Annotated in this window: 21 protein-coding genes; 13 read left to right on the forward strand and 8 right to left on the reverse strand. The window is 73.9% G+C overall.

Annotated elements, in window-relative coordinates; all coding sequences use genetic code 11:
• Positions 1-354 precede the first annotated feature (354 nt).
• The 8 genes from MUU72_RS04535 (at position 355) to MUU72_RS04570 (ending at position 6,894) form a co-directional block, all read left to right on the forward strand.
• Positions 355-1,860 carry a hypothetical protein gene (locus MUU72_RS04535; RefSeq protein WP_248011785.1) on the forward strand — a complete coding sequence of 502 codons (1,506 nt, stop codon included), beginning with the start codon at positions 355-357 and terminating at the stop codon, positions 1,858-1,860.
• Entirely contained in the window at positions 1,847-2,392 is a 546-nt protein-coding gene (locus tag MUU72_RS04540) for a hemerythrin domain-containing protein (protein ID WP_248011786.1), read from the forward strand. The genes MUU72_RS04535 and MUU72_RS04540 overlap by 14 nt, the downstream gene beginning before the upstream one ends.
• Positions 2,389-3,477 (forward strand): NADH-quinone oxidoreductase subunit B family protein, encoded by a 1,089-nt coding sequence (locus tag MUU72_RS04545; RefSeq protein ID WP_248011787.1) that lies wholly within the window; start codon positions 2,389-2,391, stop codon positions 3,475-3,477. Before MUU72_RS04540 ends, MUU72_RS04545 begins: the two co-directional genes overlap by 4 nt.
• A gap of 102 nt (positions 3,478-3,579) precedes the next feature.
• Positions 3,580-5,379 (forward strand): nickel-dependent hydrogenase large subunit, encoded by a 1,800-nt coding sequence (locus MUU72_RS04550; RefSeq protein WP_248011788.1) that lies wholly within the window; start codon positions 3,580-3,582, stop codon positions 5,377-5,379.
• On the forward strand, positions 5,372-5,923 hold the full coding sequence (locus MUU72_RS04555; RefSeq protein ID WP_248011789.1) for a NifU-related iron-sulfur-binding protein: 552 nt from the start codon (positions 5,372-5,374) through the stop codon (positions 5,921-5,923). The genes MUU72_RS04550 and MUU72_RS04555 overlap by 8 nt, the downstream gene beginning before the upstream one ends.
• On the forward strand, positions 5,920-6,522 hold the full coding sequence (locus MUU72_RS04560; protein ID WP_248011790.1) for a DUF5947 family protein: 603 nt from the start codon (positions 5,920-5,922) through the stop codon (positions 6,520-6,522). Before MUU72_RS04555 ends, MUU72_RS04560 begins: the two co-directional genes overlap by 4 nt.
• Complete coding sequence (locus tag MUU72_RS04565) at positions 6,519-6,725, forward strand: hypothetical protein (RefSeq protein ID WP_248011791.1); 207 nt, start codon at positions 6,519-6,521, stop codon at positions 6,723-6,725. Before MUU72_RS04560 ends, MUU72_RS04565 begins: the two co-directional genes overlap by 4 nt.
• Before the next feature lie 10 nt (positions 6,726-6,735).
• Positions 6,736-6,894, forward strand: a complete 159-nt coding sequence (locus MUU72_RS04570; RefSeq protein WP_248011792.1) for a hypothetical protein — start codon at positions 6,736-6,738, stop codon at positions 6,892-6,894.
• Between the two features lie 77 nt (positions 6,895-6,971).
• Here MUU72_RS04570 and MUU72_RS04575 read toward each other — a convergent pair whose 3' ends face one another.
• Together MUU72_RS04575 and MUU72_RS04580 are read right to left on the reverse strand one after the other, a co-directional pair.
• Complete coding sequence (locus MUU72_RS04575) at positions 6,972-7,979, reverse strand: NADP-dependent oxidoreductase (RefSeq protein WP_248011793.1); 1,008 nt, start codon at positions 7,977-7,979, stop codon at positions 6,972-6,974.
• Positions 7,976-8,347 carry a winged helix-turn-helix transcriptional regulator gene (locus tag MUU72_RS04580; RefSeq protein ID WP_372502980.1) on the reverse strand — a complete coding sequence of 124 codons (372 nt, stop codon included), beginning with the start codon at positions 8,345-8,347 and terminating at the stop codon, positions 7,976-7,978. Before MUU72_RS04580 ends, MUU72_RS04575 begins: the two co-directional genes overlap by 4 nt.
• A gap of 144 nt (positions 8,348-8,491) precedes the next feature.
• On the opposite strand from MUU72_RS04580, the gene MUU72_RS04585 reads away from it, so the two are divergent.
• From MUU72_RS04585 to MUU72_RS04595, 3 genes are all read left to right on the forward strand, one after another.
• A complete protein-coding gene (locus MUU72_RS04585; RefSeq protein WP_248011795.1) occupies positions 8,492-9,532 on the forward strand; it encodes an NAD(P)H-dependent flavin oxidoreductase in 1,041 nt (346 codons plus the stop codon).
• A 235-nt stretch (positions 9,533-9,767) separates the two neighbouring features.
• Positions 9,768-10,508: a DUF6333 family protein gene (locus MUU72_RS04590; RefSeq protein ID WP_248011796.1), complete on the forward strand. Its 741-nt coding sequence runs from the start codon at positions 9,768-9,770 to the stop codon at positions 10,506-10,508.
• 92 nt (positions 10,509-10,600) lie between these two features.
• Positions 10,601-10,783, forward strand: coding sequence for a TetR family transcriptional regulator (locus MUU72_RS04595; protein ID WP_282503622.1), 183 nt, complete (start codon positions 10,601-10,603; stop codon positions 10,781-10,783).
• Between the two features lie 332 nt (positions 10,784-11,115).
• Here the strand turns inward: MUU72_RS04595 and MUU72_RS04600 are convergent, their stop codons facing one another.
• On the reverse strand, positions 11,116-12,348 hold the full coding sequence (locus MUU72_RS04600; protein ID WP_248011797.1) for an FAD-dependent monooxygenase: 1,233 nt from the start codon (positions 12,346-12,348) through the stop codon (positions 11,116-11,118).
• 252 nt (positions 12,349-12,600) lie between these two features.
• Here MUU72_RS04600 and MUU72_RS04605 point away from each other — a divergent pair, with 252 nt between their 5' ends.
• Positions 12,601-13,320 carry a TetR/AcrR family transcriptional regulator gene (locus MUU72_RS04605; protein ID WP_248011798.1) on the forward strand — a complete coding sequence of 240 codons (720 nt, stop codon included), beginning with the start codon at positions 12,601-12,603 and terminating at the stop codon, positions 13,318-13,320.
• 69 nt (positions 13,321-13,389) lie between these two features.
• Positions 13,390-13,794: a nuclear transport factor 2 family protein gene (locus tag MUU72_RS04610; RefSeq protein WP_248011799.1), complete on the forward strand. Its 405-nt coding sequence runs from the start codon at positions 13,390-13,392 to the stop codon at positions 13,792-13,794.
• A gap of 21 nt (positions 13,795-13,815) precedes the next feature.
• Here MUU72_RS04610 and MUU72_RS04615 read toward each other — a convergent pair whose 3' ends face one another.
• From MUU72_RS04615 to MUU72_RS04635, 5 genes are all read right to left on the reverse strand, one after another.
• The gene (locus MUU72_RS04615; RefSeq protein WP_248011865.1) at positions 13,816-14,415 is read right to left on the reverse strand and encodes a response regulator transcription factor; all 600 of its coding nucleotides are present in this window, start codon (positions 14,413-14,415) and stop codon (positions 13,816-13,818) included.
• A 94-nt stretch (positions 14,416-14,509) separates the two neighbouring features.
• Positions 14,510-14,695: a hypothetical protein gene (locus MUU72_RS04620; protein ID WP_248011800.1), complete on the reverse strand. Its 186-nt coding sequence runs from the start codon at positions 14,693-14,695 to the stop codon at positions 14,510-14,512.
• Positions 14,692-15,366 carry a DedA family protein gene (locus MUU72_RS04625; protein ID WP_248011801.1) on the reverse strand — a complete coding sequence of 225 codons (675 nt, stop codon included), beginning with the start codon at positions 15,364-15,366 and terminating at the stop codon, positions 14,692-14,694. Before MUU72_RS04625 ends, MUU72_RS04620 begins: the two co-directional genes overlap by 4 nt.
• Before the next feature lie 140 nt (positions 15,367-15,506).
• A complete protein-coding gene (locus MUU72_RS04630) occupies positions 15,507-16,643 on the reverse strand; it encodes an MFS transporter (protein WP_248011866.1) in 1,137 nt (378 codons plus the stop codon).
• Positions 16,644-16,710: 67 nt separating this feature from the next.
• Positions 16,711-17,880 (reverse strand): alpha/beta hydrolase, encoded by a 1,170-nt coding sequence (locus tag MUU72_RS04635; RefSeq protein WP_248011802.1) that lies wholly within the window; start codon positions 17,878-17,880, stop codon positions 16,711-16,713.
• Positions 17,881-18,005: the final 125 nt, after the last annotated feature.

Raw genomic sequence — 18,005 nt, forward strand, 5'->3', positions numbered from 1 at the left:
ACCGCCGGGAACGCACCCCCGAAGCACCCGCTCGGGCACCGGCTCGCCGCCCGCGCCGCTCCCGGCGTCCGGTCGGCGTCCGGCGGCCTTCCCACCCGACCGGCGGTACCGGCTGGGCCGCAAGAGGCGCCCTGGTGTGAGTGATGTGAGCCTGGTGGAAGGGATGTGCGGCGTCGGGGCCCACCGGCCAGTCATGTCGGACGCCGCTCCGCCCCCGATGGGCCGGCCGCGCCCCTGGTGAGCCGGCCGCGACGCGCCCGGCCCCGGTGGCCGGCGCGGACCGGACACAGCAGTGCGTGGCAGTTCGTGCGTGGATGACGCGTCAGCGGTCGGTGCAGGAGGCGAGGCGAGGCGATGGACGGCGGTCGGAGCGGGGTTGCGCAGGCGGTGCCCGGCGCGGATGTGTGCCGGCGGCTGCGTGCCGTCGCCGACGCGATCCTCTACGAGGGGTACCTCCTCTACCCCTACCGCCGGTCCTCGCCCAAGAACCGCGTGCGCTGGCAGTTCGGCGTCCTCGCCCCGCGCGAGTGGGCCGAACGCGACGGCCCGGTGCCCGAGGGGATCTCCGGCTCCGCGGACTCCTGGTACCAGCAGACCGAGTGCCTGTTCCGCGCCGCTCCCACGGCCCGACTGCGGCTGACGGTGCGTTACCTGCACCAGCAGCACAAGCAGGTCGAGCGGCGGGCGCCGGACGGCCGCCACCTGCCGGTGGAGTCGCTGGAGGCGGCCGGCGCCGTCCACCTGACCTTCGACGAGGCCGTGCCCCGGGAGACGGACGTCTCCCTCCCGCTGGCCCAACTCCTGCGCGGCCCCCACCGCGTGGACGTCGGCGCACCCGCCGGCCGGGACACCGAGGTGCTGGCCGGGGGAGCCGGCCGGGTGGTGCGCCGCCGGGACCGCGTCCACGCCGTCACGACCGTGCAGGCGGAGCCGGTCGGCGGCGATGCGGGACAGGCAGCCCCCGCCGGACCGCGGCTCTACCGGCTGCGCATCCGCACCGAGAACACCGGGCGGGCGCCCGGGGGTGCCGCCGCACCGCGCGCCGACGTGCTGCGCCACGCGCTGATCGCCACCCACACCCTGGTCGCCGGGGACGGTATCGAGTTCCTGTCCCTGACCGACCCGCCGCCCGGCTGCGAGGAGCCCGCCGGTGCCTGCCGGAACGTCCGCACGTTCCCCGTCCTGGGCGGTGAGCCGGGGCGCGGCGAGGCGCTGCTGTCGTCCCCGATCATCCTCCCCGACCACCCCCAGGTGGCGCCCGAGAGCCCCGGTGACCTGCACGACGCCGCCGAGATCGACGAGATCCTCAGCCTGCGCACGCTGCTCCTGACGGACGACGAGAAGCGCGAGGCCCGGGCCACCGACCAGCGGGCCGCCGACATCCTGGACCGGGTCGAGACCATGCCGCCCGAGATGTTCGCCCGGCTGCACGGCGCGATCCGCTCGCTGACCCCCGTCCACGCGTCCACGGCACCCTCCGGCGACCCGGCGGCCGGGCCCGGCGGCGCCGCGCCCCGCGCCACCGTCCCCTGGTGGCAGGAGGGCGGCGACGAGGGACTGTCGCCCACGACCGACAGCGTGCCGGTCGACGGCGTACCGGTGGCGGCCGGCAGCCGCGTGCGGCTTCGGCCGGCCGGGCGGGGCGCCGACGCCCAGGACATGTTCCTGGCCGGCCGCACCGCGCGGGTGGCGGCGGTCTTCCACGACGTGGACGGCAGCGTGCACCTCGCCGTCACCCTCGACGACGACCCGGCCGCCGAACTCGACGCCTGGTACGGCCGCTTCCGCTACTTCCGCCCCCACGAACTGAAACCCCTGACCCCCGCCACGGACGAGGACGGACGCCATGGACGCCCTTGAGGTACTGATGCACGACCACCGCATGGTCGAGCAGCTGTTCCGCGACTACCACGCGGCGGCTTCCGACACCCAGCGGCGGGCCGTCGTGGAACTGCTCGTCCGCGAGCTGTCCAAGCACGCCGCCCTGGAAGAGCTGCTGGTCTACCCGCTGGCGAGGAAGGTCCTCCCGGACGGTGCCGAGGAGATCGACGAGCACCTCGGCGAGCACATGGCCGTCAAGCAGACGCTGCTGGCCCTGGACAAGCTGCCGGAGGGCGACGCCCGCACCGACGGACTCGTCGCGGAACTGCGCCGCGACGTCACCGAGCACGTGCGGGAGGAAGAGGAGGACTTCATGCCGCGGGTGCGCGCGGCCGTCTCCCAGGAGGACCTGGACGACCTCGGCCAGGTCCTGACGAAGGCCAAGCAGAGCGCCCCGACCCGACCCCACCCGCACGCCCCCGACCAGCCCCCGGCCCTCACCCTCGCCGGACCGGTGGCCGCGGCCTACGACCGCTTGCGAGACCGACTGGACAGGAGGCCGAGGACATGACCACAGGAAGCGGCACCACCGACGTCAGCCAGGAACCCGCCAAGGGGGAGCAGCGCGACGGCTTCGACGAGATCCACATCCTCTGGATCTCCGAGGGGATGAGCTGCGACGGCGACACCGTCTCGCTCACCGCCGCCGGCCAGCCCTCGATCGAGGACCTCGTCCAGGGCCTGGTGCCCGGGCTGCCGAAGGTGAACCTCCACAACAAGGTGCTCTCGCCCAGCATGGGCGGGGAGGACTTCCTCGCCCCCTTCCGGGCGGCGGCACGCGGTGACCTCACCCCGTTCATCCTGGTGATCGAGGGCTCGATCCCCAACCAGAACATCATCGCGGGCGAGGGCTTCTGGACCTCCTTCGGCAACGACCCGGACACCGGCGCACCGCTCACCCTCAACTGGTGGATCGACCAACTGGCCCCCAAGGCATGGGCGATCGTCACCGCCGGCACCTGTGCGGCGTACGGCGGCATCCACGCGATGGCGGGCAACCCCACCGGCTCCATGGGCCTGTCCGACTACCTGGGCTGGGACTTCAAGACCCAGGGCGCCCTGCCCGTCGTCAACGTGCCCGGCTGCCCGATCCAGCCGGAGAACTTCATGGAGACACTGGTCTGGGTGCTGTACCACGCGGCCGGTGCGGCACCGCCGCCCCCGCTGGACCACATGCTGCGCCCGCAGTGGCTGTTCGGGAAGACCGTGCACGAGGGGTGCGACCGGGCGGCGTACTACGAGCAGGCGGACTTCGCCAAGGACTACAACGCCCCCAAGTGCCAGGTGAAGGTGGGGTGTTGGGGTCCGGTCGTGAACTGCAACGTACCCAAGCGCGGCTGGATGGCCGGTATCGGCGGCTGCCCGAACGTCGGCGGTATCTGCATCGGCTGCACCATGCCCGGCTTCCCCGACGCCTTCATGCCGTTCATGGACGAGCCCACCGGCGGCGCCCTGTCGTCGCTGCTGATCAAGCCGTACGGCGCGTTCATCCGCCGGCTGCGCGGCATCACCAGCATGGCGGTCAACCGCGAACCCAAGTGGCACCACAACGAGCCGGCGCTGACCAGCGGATACGACCCGCACTGGCGCCCCTGAGCGCCGCCTACCCGGCGTCACCGACCCCATCGACAGCAACCCCCAGCACACCCCCCACGCACGCGAGCCGGCGAGGAGCCGCGGACAAGGACAGGAACGGACATGACACAGACCGAGGACCGGGCCGGGGCCACCGAGCGCAACCCTGCGCAGATCGTGGAGATGTCCTGGGACCCGATCACCCGGATCATCGGCAACCTGGGCATCTACACCAAGATCGACTTCGCCAACCGTGAAGTGGTCGAGTGCCACAGCACCTCGTCGCTGTTCCGCGGCTACTCGGTGTTCATGAAGGGCAAGGACCCCCGGGACGCCGGCTTCATCACCTCGCGCATCTGCGGGATCTGCGGCGACAACCACACCACCTGCTCCAACTACGCCCAGCAGATGGCCTACGGCATCAAGCCCCCCATGCTCGCCGACCACATCGTCAACCTCGGCGAAGCGGCCGAGTACATGTTCGACCACACCATCTTCCAGGACAACATGGTGTTCGTCGACTTCTGCGAGGCGATGGTCAAGGCCACCAACCCGGGCGTGCTGGCCCGGGCCGAGCGCACCCCGGCCCCCCGCGGCGACATCCACGGCTACCGGACGATCGCCGACATCATGCGGTCGTTCAACCCGTTCGAGGGCGCCATGTACAAGGAAGCGCTCAAGGCCAGCCGCATCACCCGCGAGATGTTCTGCAAGATGGAGGGGCGCCACGTCCACCCGTCGACGATGTACCCCGGCGGCGTCGGCACGGTCGCGACGCCCTCCACCTTCACCGACTACCTCTCCCGGCTGATGAACGTCCTGGACTTCATCAAGAAGTCCGTCGCCATGAACGACGACGTCTTCGACTTCTTCTACGAGGCGCTGCCCGGCTACGAGCAGGTGGGACGCCGCCGCATCCTGCTCGGCTGCTGGGGCGCGTTCCAGGACCCCGAGGTCTGCGACTACCGCTACGCGACGATGAACGAATGGGGCAAGGCGATGTTCGTCACCCCGGGCATCATCGTCGACGGCAAGCTCGTCACCAACAACCTCGTGGACATCAACCTCGGCATGCGGATCCTGCTGGGCAGCTCCTACTACGAGGACTGGGTCAACGAGGATCCGTTCGTCACCCACGACCCGCTCGGCAACCCCGTCGACATGCGCCACCCGTGGAACCAGACCACCGTCCCGGTCCCGCAGAAGCGCGAGTTCGACGGCAAGTACAGCTGGGTGATGAGCCCCCGCTGGTACCACAAGGAGACCGACCAGCACCTGGCCCTGGACACCGGCGGCGGCCCGCTGGCCCGCCTGTGGTCCACGGCCCTCAACGGCCTGGTCGACACGCCGTACGTCAAGGCCACCGGGCACAGCGTCCGCATCACGCTGCCCAGGAGCGAGCAGCTGCCCGAGACCACGCTGGAGTGGAAGATCCCGCAGTGGAGCAACACCATCGAACGCGACCGCGCCCGCCCCTACTTCGTCGCCTACGCCGCCGCGATGGCCCTGGAGTTCGTGGAGAAGGCGATGGCCCTGGTCCGGGCCGGTGAACTCAAGGTCTTCGAGAACTTCGAGGTACCCGACGAGGCGATCGGCTGCGGCTTCCACGAAGCCGTCCGCGGCGTCCTCTCGCACCACCTGGTGATCAAGGACAAGAAGATCGCCAACTACCACCCCTACCCGCCCACCCCCTGGAACGCCAGCCCCCGCGACAGCTACGGCAACCCCGGCCCCTACGAGGACGCCGTACAGGGCCAGCCGATCTTCGAGGAGAACGGCCCCGACGACTTCAAGGGCGTCGACATCATGCGGACCGTCCGCAGCTTCGACCCGTGCCTGCCCTGCGGCGTCCACATGTACCTCGGCAAGGGCACCACCCGGACCACCGTCCACTCGCCGATCTACGGGGCCGGCCATGGCTGACCCGGCCCGGCTCGACGACACCGCGGTGGGCGGCCGGCTCACCCGGATCAACGAGCTGCTGGAGCGCCTGGAGGCGGTGCCCGGACCGACCGCCCAGGACGCGCTGGCGGCGGTGCGGGCGCTGACCGAGGTCTACGGCGAAGCGCTGGCCCGCGTCCTGGACCACGCCGACCCCGCCGCGGCGGGCGCGTTCGCGGACGACGATCTCCTCGGCCACCTGATGGTGCTGCACGGCCTGCACCCGGAGCCGGTGGCGGCCCGCGTGGACCGCGCCGTACGGCGGCTGGCCGCGCAGCTGCGCGAACGCGGTGCCGACCTGGAGCTGGCCGGTATCGACGGGACCGTGGCCCGGGTCCGGCTGACGGCCAAGGGGTGCGGCTCGGGGACCGACGGCGTCCTGGACGCGGTCCGCGAGACGGTCCTCGCGGTGGCCCCGGAACTCGACGCCGTGGAGCCGGAGCCCGCCACCGGCCGGCCCGCCGCCGCCTTCGTCCCCCTGGACACCGTGACCCGCCGGCCCACCCAGCCCCAGGGGGCACCATGACCGCCGGCAGCCCGCTGGCCCGGCTCATCCGCGCGGCCGCCGGTGACCGCGCGGCGGCCGGGGAGCGGTGCGACCTGTGCGCGGCCGACGTCCCCGACGACCACCGCCACCTGTACGACGGCGAGCGGGACGAGGTGCTGTGCGCCTGCCGCCCCTGCTCACTGCTGTTCGTCCGCGGTGCGGCGAGCGAGGGCCACTACCGGCTGATCCCGCAGCGCCGGATCCGGCTCCCCCCGCTCGACACCGAACCGCTGGGCGTCCCCGTCGGCCTGGCCTTCTTCGTCCCCCGTACCGACGGCACGGTCGTCGCCCACTACCCGAGCCCGGCCGGCCCGGCACAATGGGAAGTGGACGCCGCCGCGTGGCAGCGGGTCGCCACTGCGTGCCCCCGGCTGACGACGGTGGCACCCGACGTCGAGGCACTGCTGGTCAACACCGCCCGGGCGCTGCGCCACCACTGGATCGTGCCGATCGACGACTGCTTGCGCCTGGTCGCCCTGGTGAGACAGGAGTGGCGGGGACTGTCCGGCGGGGCACGGGTATGGCCCGCCATCGAGGGGTTCTTCGCCGACCTCACGACCGCAAGGAGCACACCATGAGCACCATCCGAACCGGCAAACCGGACGTGAAACCGGATACGCCCACCCACGTCCGCGGCCTCCACCAAGGCAACAAGGGCCCCCACGGGCACCAGGCCGGACACCACAAGGACGGCACCGCCGACGCGCGCCGTTCGACGGGCATCCACTGGAAGAAGCACAACGCGATCATGAAGATCATGCCGAACATTCCGCCGGGATGAGGAGCGACACATGGCACAGCTGACGGCCCGACGCGTAGTGACCGCGCAGGTGGTGCTCATCGCCGGCGCGGCGCTCGCCCTGCTGATCCGGGAGATTCCCGGGCTGGTACGCGAAATCCGCATCTGGCGGATGGCTGCCGTCCCCTCCGGGGCCCGCCACCCCCGGTGAGGGCGGGCACGGAGCGAAGACGGCGGCGGTGCGCCGGCGGTCCGGTGCGGCGACGGCCGCTCCCGCACCGCCGGCGCTCAGACGCGCACCACCGCCTTGCCGGTGTTCCGGCCCGCCAGGAGGCCCAGGAAGGCGTCCACCGCCTGATCGATACCGTCCTGGACGGTCTCCCGGAACACGATGCTCCCGTCCGCCAGCCAGGAGGCCATGGCGCGGGCGAAGGCCGGGTAGCGGTCGGTGTGGTCGCCGACCTCGAAGCCGCGGAGGGTGAGCCGCTTCTTGATCACCTCGATCATGTTGCGCGGCCCGGGCGGCGGTTCGCCGTGGTGGTAGCCGGAGATCGCCCCGCACAGCGCCGCCCGGCCACCCGGCCTGAGCGCCGCGATGGCGGCCTCCAGATGGTCGCCGCCCACGTTGTCGAAATGCACGTCGATACCGTCCGGCGCGGCCCGTCCCAGCAGCTCGTGCACCCTGCCGCTCCGGTAGTCGAACGCGGCGGTGTACCCGAGGTCCCCGGTGAGGTGGCGCACCTTGTCCGGGGACCCGGCGCTGCCGATCACCGCCCCCGCGCCGAGCAGCCGGGCGAGCTGACCGGCCAGACTCCCCACCGCACCGGCCGCGCCGGACACGAACACGGTGTCGCCCTCGCGCACCGCGGCGATCTCCGTCAGCCCCACGTAGGCGCTGAGGCCCGTCATCCCCAGCACCCCGAGGAACGCCGAGTCCGGCACCCCCGCCACCCGCTCCGGCCGGGTGAAGCAGCGGGCCGGAGCGACCGCGGCCGTGCGCCAGCCGAGGTCGCTGAGCACCAGATCGCCGCGGACCAGCCCGTCGGCCCGCGACCGCACCACCTCACCGACCGCCCCGCCCGTCATGGGCCGGTGCAACGGGTAGACGGGCACGTCGGGCAGGGGGGTGCCCATGAGCACCCGCATGTACGGATCGACCGAGACGAAGCGGTTGCGCACCAGCACCTCGCCCTCGGCGGGCTCGCCCAACTCCCGTTCCACCAGCCGGAAATTCGCCGGGGAGGGCATCCCCGCGGGCCGGGCCACCAGGTGCCATTCCCGAGCGGTGAGCGTCATGACCGCCGGCCTCCCCGGTCGCCTGCCCGGTCGCCTGACCGGCCGTCGATCGGGCCCTCCGCCCGGCTGCTCGCCTGCTCGGCCTCCGTCCGGGAGCCGATCTCCACCGCCCAGCGGTCGGCCCAGCGGACGAGCGGGTGCAGTGCCTGGCACGCCTCCTGTCCCAGCGGGGTGAGGGTGTACCGGGCGTCCGGGAGCTGCCGGACCACCCGGGCGGCCAGCAGCTCGGTCAGGCGCTGGCGCAGCACGCTGGAGGACATCCCGTCGCACCGCTTCTGCAACGGACGGAACCCCAGCGGGTCCGCCCGCAGCTCCCACAGGAGCCGCAGACTCCACCGCCGGCCGAACAGATCGAGCGCGGCCCTCACCGGACGGCCGGTGGTGCAACCGCCAACCGGCTGCCCCGGCACAGCAGTTGTCATCGCGAAGCGCCCCCCTCCCGCTCTCGGTGCTTCGGATTGCGACACGCTACCACCGCCGCGCGCTCCGGAAATCGAAAGGAAGGGGTTGCCGTGGACACCGCCCTGACCACGCCGCTGTGCCAGGCATGGGGGCTCTCCGCCCCGATCGTCCAGGCACCCATCGGATCGGCCACGACTCCGGAACTGGCGGCGGCGGTGAGCGAGTCCGGGGGCCTCGGCACGCTCGCGCTGACCTGGGTCACGCCGGCCGAGGCCAGACACCGCATCCGCGGCACCCGGCGGCTCACCCGCCGGCCCTTCGGGGTCAACCTCGTCCTGGACTTCCCGGTCCAGGACCTCCTGGCGGTGTGCCTGGACGAAGGCGTGCCGATCGTCTCCACGTTCTGGGGCGACCCGGCCGCCGTCACCGCGCGGGTGCACGCCGCGGGGGCCCGGCACGTGCACACCGTCGGCAGCGTCGAGGAGGCCCGCCGGGCGGCCGGCGCGGGCGTGGACGCGGTGGTCGCGCAGGGCTGGGAGGCCGGCGGCCACGTGCGGGGACGGACCACCACGATGGCGCTGGTGCCCGCGGTGGCCGACGCGGTGCACCCGGTGCCCGTGCTCGCGGCCGGCGGCATCGCGGACGGGCGCGGCCTGGCCGCCGCACTGGCCCTGGGCGCCCAGGCCGGCTGGCTCGGTACCCGCTTCCTGACCGCGCGGGAGGCCAACACCCACCAGGCGTACCGCACGGCCGTCCGGCGCGCGACGGCGGACGGGACGACCTGCACCGGCTGCTTCGACGGCGGCTGGCCCGACGCTCCGCACCGCGCCCTGCGCAACTCCACCGTCACCGCCTGGGAACGCGCGGGCCGGCCGCCGCATCCGCACCGCCCCGGAGAGGGCGACGTGGTGGCCACCACCGCCGACGGCCGGAAGCACCTCCGCTACGACGACATGATCCCGACCCGGGACGCGGTCGGCGACCTGGAGGCGATGGCCCTCTACGCGGGCCAGGCAGCGGGTCTGGTGACACATACGACGGCCCCGGCCGCCGAGATCGTGCGCACCGTCGCGGAACACGCCGCCGGGATCCTGAACGGAACCGGCCACCGGCACCCCCGCCACCACGGCCCCGCCGTGTCCGCCCCCTGACCGGGCCTGGGGCACGCCCCGCGGCAGGCGGTCGACGAGAGCGGCGAGGGCCACCGCGCGCCGGACCCGGCTCACCGAGGGACAGCCGCGACGTCGGGCAGGTTCAACCCCCCACCTGCGCAAGGCACGTGACCGGCCCCGCGCACCGCTGGGCGAGCGGCCCCGGCCCGCCTGACGCGGGCGGGGCGCGTCCGCCGCTCCTTGGCTGTCAGCGGGTGCCGCTACGGTGCCCGCCATGACCGAGATCTCCTTCTGGAACTGTCCGCCCGACCGGCCCGTCCGCGGTTCGGACTCCGACGAGTACCAGATCACCCTCATCGACCCGCCGTCGCGCGGCAGCATCACCCCGCTGCCGCCCCACGACCCCGCGCGGGCACGGGAGTTCGCCGAAGCGTTCTCCACCCTCGACGCGGTGCTGGAGGAGCTGCCGCTCCGGCCGGCGTCCGAGACGCTCACCGTGGACGTACGGGCCGACCTGGACCTGATCGCGGTCGGCTGCTGGGGCCCGGTGACCTGGATATCCGATCCTGCCCTGGCGGCCTACGACGCCGGGATGACGCCGGTGCTCGACGAGGTCACGGCGCTCCACGCGCGCCATCCGCGCGCCCTGATCGTGGGCTCCGCCGCGCCGGACTTCGGTGAGACGCACACCGAAGACGTGATCTGCCTGCCCGAGGGGCAGACGCTGTTCGCCTCCGGCTTCCCCGCGTACGAGAGTCCCTGGCACGTCGAAGGCGACCCGGAAGCGATCCTGGGAGCGCTCGGCATCGAGCCGGCCGATCTGACGGAAGACGACCGGGCATATCTCGGCCTGGGCGGCGAACCCCACCTCACGAACTGGGGCATGCTGGGCGGCCTGGTCCTCGAACGCTGCGGCCGCACCCTCCGCAGCGGGCTTCAGATGTCCGTCTTCCGCGTCCGCCACACCGAGGACTGCACCGCGGCGATGGAGGAGATGTGGACGATGGCACCGTAGTCCCGATGTCGGCACCGGGGCCGGGCGGGGGTGGCACCGGGCAGGGTTGGAATAACTAGACCGGTCGTCATAGTGGGGTTGGCGTGACGGGCATGGCTCGTCGAACCGACAGCCGGCGGCGGATGCTGGAGTCCGCCGCCGAGCTCTTCCATGCGCAGGGTTATCACGCCACCGGCCTCAACCAGGTGGTCACCGCCAGCGGGGCCCTCAAGGGCTCGCTGTACTTCCACTTCCCGGGGGCAAGGAGCAACTCGCCGCCGAAGCACCGAAATTGACGGGCAGTCGTCTGTGCGAGACGTTGGGGCAGGCCCTCGCCGAGGCGCCGGACGCGGCGAGTGCGATCGGTGCGGTCGTCGATCTGCTGAGCGGGGTGCTGACCGAGTCCGGGTTCCAGCGCGGCTGCCGCTCGCGTCCGTCACCCTGGACGCCGCGGCGGACAGCGAACCGATCCGGCAAGCCTGTGCCGAAGGCTTCCTGGGCCTCACCCACCCCGTCCTCGACGCCGAGCAGTCGGCCGTCCGGAGGAGTGAACCGCCCCGCGGGCCCGCACCCGTCTCCCCTCTCAAGGCACTTCTGGAGACCGGTGAGGCGCTCCCTGGCCTCGTGGCTACCGGTGCGGACGGTGCGGATGCCTGACTTCGGACCGCTTCCCCTGGGGCGGCGGTGCGGGGGCGGGGTAGTCCGGCAGGTCCACGGTGCTGCTGACCCGCTCGCCCAGTCTGAGCATCCCGTTCAGGAACAGGGGGCGGGAGAGCAGGGCGTTGCGGAAGCGGATGCCGGCGGCGGTGCGGGGGGCGAGGAACCTGCCGGTGCGGCCGCCGCCTGACTGGCAGCCCTGGGCGTACCCGCGGAGCCGGTTCTCGTAGCGGGTGAAGGCCGCCCGGTGGTCGCCCTGGGCGCGGGCCAGTTCGCCGGCCAGGACGTACGCGGCGACCATCGCCGTTCCGGTGCCCATGCCGCCGAGGGTGGCCCCGCAGGCGGCGTCGCCGACGAGGCAGACCCGGCCCCTGGACCAGGTGGCCACGTCGGCCCGGCTGATCGAGTCGAAGTACAGCTCGGGTGCCTGGCGCAGGGTGGCGAGCAGGTGCGGCACCTGCCAGCCGAGGTCGGAGAACGCGTCGGTGATCAGGCGTTTCTGCTGGTCCGGGTCGTGCCGGTCGTAGCGGAGCCGGGGCGCGGCGAAGACGAAGAACGCCTGTGCCCGGTCCGGGTTCCCGGGCCCGGCGCCGACCGCGGCCAGCCGGCCCGGCGTGTTGTAGCCGACCGAGCCGTTCGCCACCCCCAGGTCGTTGGGCAGCTGCCAGGTGGCGGCGTAGTGGCCCAGGTGGCTGACGTAGTCCTCCTCCGGGCCGAAGACGAGGCGGCGGACGTGGGAGTGCAGGCCGTCCGCGCCGATGACCAGGTCGAAGTCGCGGGTGAGGCCGCTGTGGAAGTCGGCCCGGACGCCGGTGGATGTCTCGGTGAGGCGGCTGACCGAGTCGCCGAAGAGGTACTCGGTGCGGGGGAGGCTGTGCTCGTGGAGCACGCGGGCCAGGTCGCCGCGGAGAACTTCGAGCTCGCCGCCGGCGAACTCGGCGGGCAGGTGCAGCAGGGTCCGGCCGTGTTCGTCGACGAAGCGTATCGGGCTGCCGCCGGTCTGGATCCGGCGCAGCTCGGGGAGCAGGCCCATCCGTTCCAGCACGGTGCGGTGCGTGGCGCCGCGGAAGTCGACTGCCTGGCCGCCCTCGCGCAGGGCTGGGGCCCGTTCGACGACGGTGGGCCGGAAGCCGTACCGGCCGAGCCAGTAGGCCAGCGCCGGGCCCGCGATGCTCGCCCCGGAGATCAGGACGGTTCCGTTCATGGGGTGCGTGCCTTTCGTGGAGTTCGTGGCGTTCGTTCCGGAGGTCGGGTCCGAGGAAAGCCGGGTCCGAGGGGGAGCCGGGTCCGAGGAGGAGTCGTGCCCTGAGCGCAGTCGTGTCGCGAAACTGTGTCCGGCGGACGCTGATGTTAAGTGTGTACCGTAGATACAGTTGGTTGGGCAAGGGGTGCCGAGAAGCGCCGGGGCGGCGCGCGATGCGGTAGCGGGCAGGACGACGGCAGGGCGGGAGGCGCGGTGCGCGGCGGCGAACGGACGGGCGTGGTACGGCTGTTGTGGGGGCCGCCGGCCAAACCGGCGCGGGGGCCCAAGCCGACACTCGACCTGGAGCGCATCGCGCGGGCCGGGATCGCGCTCGCCGACGCGGAAGGACTGGCCGAGGTGTCCATGCAGCGGGTCGCCGCGCACCTGGGCGTGACCAAGATGGCGCTGTACCGCTACGTGCCGGGCAAGGCCGAGCTGGTCGCGCTGATGGTGGACGCCGCGATCGGCCCGTACCCGGCGGAGCGGGGGTGGCGCGGCGGCTGGCGCGAGCAGCTGGCGGAGTGGGCCCGCGGGCTGGCCGAGGTCTTCGGCCGGCATCCCTGGGTGCTGGAGGTGACCGTCGGGCCGCGGGTGATGGGTCCGGCGGAACTCTCCTGGCTGGAGCGCGCCGTGTCCGCCCTGGACGGTACGGGGCTCAGCGGTGCCGAACGGATGGACGCGGCGGTGCTGCTGGTCAGTCATGTGCGCGGCATCACCCAGCAGGCCCGTGCCGCAGGCGGAAAGGGCCCTGCCGAGGAGCAACTGGGCGCGATCCTGGGGGAGTTGCTGCGGGAGCACGGGGAGCGCTTCCCCGCGCTGAGCGGGGCCCTGGCGTCGGCGGCCGCCTCCGGGGGGCAGGACCAGGCATGGGAGTTCGGCCTGCACCGCATCCTGGACGGACTGGCCGCACTCATCGAGGTGCGCGCCACGTGACGGGGCCGCGCCTGCCGGGCCGGCGAATCCGCTTGCGGCGGGGCGGGGGAATGCGCTGACGATATGGGCATGGACAGTGCATCGGATGAGGTGGACGAGGCGGACGAGGTGAAGCAGGCGATCGAGGCCGAGTTGCAGCTCATGGACCCACGGGTCCGCTCCTCCCGGGAGCGCGCGGGGCGGCTGCTCGACCCGGAATTCGTGGAGGTCGGCGGTTCGGGGCGGCGGTGGACGTACGCAGCGGTGCTCGCGGAGCTGCCCGGCCAGGCGGGGAGTTCGGCCGACGGGCCCCGCTACGAGCCCTCCCGGATGGCGGGCGTGCGGCTCGCGCCGGGGCTGGTGCACCTGACGTTCGAGACGCGGCTCGGCGACCGCCGGACGCGGCACAGTTCGCTGTGGCGCCGGGCGGACGGGGTCGGGGCCTGGCGGATGTACTACCACCAGGCCACGCGGGTACCGCCGGGCGTGGCCTGAGCGCCGTCCTGGGCCCCGGCGTCAGCTTCCCAGGAAGCGCAGCACCGCCAGGACCCGGCGGTTGGTGCCGCTGTCCCGGGGGAGCCGGAGCTTGTCGAACACCGCGTTGGCGTACTTCTCCACCGCGCTCCGGGAGACGAAGAGCTGCTGTGCGATGGCGGTGTTGGTGTGCCCCTGCGCCATGAGGGCCAGGACGGCGCGTTCGCGGTCGGTCAGCAGGGCGAGTTCGTCGGTGTGGCGCGAGCGGGTGAGCATACGGCGCACGACCTCCGGGTCGAACACCGTGTCACCGCCGCCCACCCGTTCCAGCGCGGTGAGGAACTCCTCCACCCTGGCGACCCGGTCCTTGAGCAGGCACCCCAGGCCGCGGGTGTCCGCGGTGAGCAGCTCGGTGGCGTACCGGGGCTCGACGTACTGGGAGAGGACCAGCACGCCGACCCGGGGATGCGCGGCCCGCAGCCGCAGGGCGGCCCGCAGCCCTTCGTCGGTGTGGGTCGGCGGCATGCGGACGTCGATGACGGCGACGTCCGGCGGGCCGGCGGCGACCGCGGCCAGGAGCGCGTCCGCGTCACCGACCGCGGCGGCCACCTCGTGCCCCTCGTCGGCCAGCAGGTGCACCAGTCACTCGCGCAGCAGTGCCGAGTCCTCGGCGAGCATCACGCGCACGGCAGCTCCGCAACCACCCGGGTGGGCCCGCCCGGTGGGCTCTCCACGCTCAACCGCCCGTCGGGTACGCGGCGTCCCCGCCGAGCAGGAGGGCCACCCGCCGTTGTTCCAGCGCGGCCACCGCGACCACCGGCCGGCTCCAGCGCGCCACGCCCCAGGCGGCCAGGGCGGCGAGCGCGGCGTACACCGACAGGGTGCCGAGCACCAGGCCCGCCGCCGTACGCACCGGCCTCATGCGCGGTGCCTGGCGCCCGGGCGGCGGCGCAGCCGCACCACGAACCAGCGGACGACGGCCAGGACCGCCACCGCGACCACCGCCTTGGACACCATCCCCCCGTACTCCTCCACCAGCTGCCAGTTGTCGCCCAGCCAGTATCCCAGCAGGACGAACGCGGTGTTCCACACCAGGCTGCCGGTGGCGGTCAGCGCGGTGAAGGCCGCCGGCGGCATGCGCTGGATACCGGCCGGGACGGAGATCAGGCTGCGCACCACCGGAACCATGCGGGCCAGCAACACGGCGGCGCGGCCCCGCCGTTCGAACCACGCCTCGGCCCGGTCGATCTCGTGCGGGCGGACGAGCGGGATGCGGGCGGCGAGCGCACGGGTGCGGTCGCGGCCCAGGAGGGCGCCCGCGGCATACACGATCCAGGAGCCGACGACCGAGCCGACGGTGGTCCAGACGATGACGGCCACCAGGCTCAGGCGGCCCTGCCCGGCCGCGAATCCGGCGACCGGGAGGACGACCTCACTGGGGATGAACGGCAGGACCGTGTCGACGAGGTTGGTCAGCCCGGCACCGGCGGCACCCAGGGCATCCATGACGTCGACGGTCCACCCGGCGATGCCGCCGGCGGGCTCGGCGGCGGCGGTGGTGAGAAGCGGCGCGGCGGCCGGCACAGTGATCATACGCGGCACGCCAGGCGGGGAGGCGGGGGCGGGAGTATGCGGTTCGCCGCCCGGTTGCGGTGTGGTTTTCCGCAAGGGCGGTCCCGGCGTCGGTGTGCCGGGCCGGGCGCGGGGGAGCCCGGGGGAGGGCCGGGCGCGGGTCACGGCCCTTGGCGACGGCGGGCGCGGACCGTGGCGGGCCGCAGCCGCGCGCCGGTCAGCACCGCACAGGCCGCGGCCGACAGCAGTCCGCCGGCGAGGAAGGCGGCCCGTACACCGGCGAGCGGCAGGACCAGTCCGCCGAGCGCGGCGCCCGCCGCGATACCGGCGTTGTAGGCACCGGAGTTGGCCGCCAGCGCGAGGTCCGCGCGGCCCGGTGCGCACCGCAGCATCGCGTGCTGGGCGGCCATGAACACCGGCCCGAGCGCACCCCCCACCAGCACCAGGAACCCCACCGCGGCGACCGGGCGGTCACCGGCCCCGTACAGGCCGAGCAGGCCCACCGCCTGGGTGGCGACGGCCGTGGTCAGCGCGGCGTGCGGGAAGCGGTCCAGGAGCGCGCCGGTGAGGCCCACCCCCGCCAGGCACGCGACCCCGAACACCACGAACAGCGGCCCGACGGCTGCCCGGGAGAACCCGCCCACCTCCACCAGGAACGCCACCAGGTAGGTGTACGCCGCGAACGCCCCGGTGGCCGAGAGGACCCCGGCCGCCAGGACCGTCACGAACCGGCGGACGTCCGGGGCGGTTCCGTAGGCGGCGTGGCCTTCCTCCGGGCGCGAGGTCGGCAGCAGGGCGCCGATCGTCGCCAGGCAGACCAGCCCGAGCGCTGCCGGCAGGGCGACCGGCACCTGCCAGTCGCACCGGCGGCCCAGCCAGGTCCCGGCGGGTACCCCCAGCACGAGGGCGAGGGAACCGGCGACCGACAGCGCCCCGATCACCCGGCCGCGGACCTCGGGCCGGAACAGCCCCACCGCCACCGGCCCCACCACCGCCCAGAACAGTGCCTGGGCGAGCGCGGTCAGCAGCCGCGCGGCGAGCAGCGGCCCGTAGGACGTGGACAGGGCCGCGACCAGACTGGAGGCGACCAGCGCGGCCAGCAGCCCCGACAGGACGTGGCGCCGCGGCACGGCCCGCGTGGCGTGCGCCAACGGCAGCGACGCCACGGCGACCGCCACACCGTAGCCGGTGACCAGGAGCCCCACCGCGGACAGCGAGACGCCCAACCCCCTGGCGATGAGATCCAGCAGGCCGACCGGGAGGTTCTCCGCGGTGTTGAAGGTGAAGGCGGCCAGCATCAGCGCCGCGAGCACCGCCGCCCGGCGCCAGGCGGCCAACGGCGACCCCACCATTCGGCCCCCGGGCTCAGCAGGCAGGTCCGCCGGGCGCGCCCGGGCGGGCCAGCAGCCGCCGGAGCCAGCGGGTTCGGGCCTCGCGGGCGTCCCGGCTGAGCGCTGCCCGGGGCGCGAGGGTGTCGAATCCGTGGAAGCCCCCCGGCCACACGTGCAGTTCGGCCTGGCCGCCGGCCTGCCAGAGCGCGTTGGCGTAGGCCACGGTCTCGTCCCGGAACGTCTCGGCCGACCCGACGTCGAGGTAGGCCGGGGGGAGGCGGGACAGATCGGTGGCGCGGGCGGGGGCCGCGTAGGGCGGCAGGTCCGGCGCACCGCGGCGCTCACCGAGCAGCGCCTGCCAGGCCGTGGCGTTGGAATCCCGGTCCCAGGTGTCCAGGCCGGCCATCTGGCGACCCGAGGAGGTGGCGTTGCGGTCGTCGAGCATCGGGCACACGAGCAGCTGCCCGATCGGCACGGGCCCGCCCCGGTCGCGGGTGAGCAGCGCGAGCGCGGCGGCGAGCCCGCCGCCGGCGCTCTTCCCGCCGATCAGGACGCGGTCCGGGTCCAGGCCCAGTCCGCTCGCCTGCTCGGCCAGCCAGACCAGCCCGGCGTAGCAGTCCTCCAGCGGAACGGGGTACCGCGCCCGCGGCGCCAGAGGGTAGTCGACCGAGACGACGGCCAGGCCCAGCGGGAGCGCCCACTCGCGCAGTACGCGCGGCAGCACCGACCAGGCATTGCCCATGACCATGCCGCCGCCGTGGAGGTAGTACAGCACCGGCAGCGGCCCGGCCGCGCCGGCGGGCCGGGCGCTCACGAGCGTCACCTCGCGCCCGCCCGGCGCCACCGCGACGCGCAACTCCGCCACCTCGAAGAGGCCGTCGGACCGCAGCTCCCCGAGTGTCGGCCGGGGCCGGGCGGTGCGGTCCCGCCGCTGCCGGTCCGCGAGGTTCGCCGGGGTGAGCGGCTCCCGCGCCGCGGGCCCCAACGCCGCCAGTACCGCGGCCAGTTCGGGGTCGAACGGGGGTGCCGCGGCGGCCGCCGGGGCCGGGGGAGGGTCCGCGGGCCGGACGCGCGGTCCGCCACCGGCCCCCTGACCGGTACCGCATGTGCCCCCGTCCGCGCGGGCCGGGAACGCCCGCGCCGGGCCCGGGCCCACGGCCGGCTCCGCGCCCGCGTCCCGGTCCGTTCCCCTCTCGGTGTCCATGAGGCGTAGTCAACCATCTGCCGGGCCGCGGACCGCAGTTGTCCGGCGAAGATCACAGGCCGGCCGTTCCCCGGCTGCCCGGGCGCCGGGCGGGGGCACGCCCGCAGGCAGGGCAGCCCGTCCCG

It is taken from the genome of Streptomyces rhizoryzae (genome assembly GCF_023155275.1).
In the GTDB taxonomy this organism is placed as follows: domain Bacteria; phylum Actinomycetota; class Actinomycetes; order Streptomycetales; family Streptomycetaceae; genus Streptomyces; species Streptomyces rhizoryzae.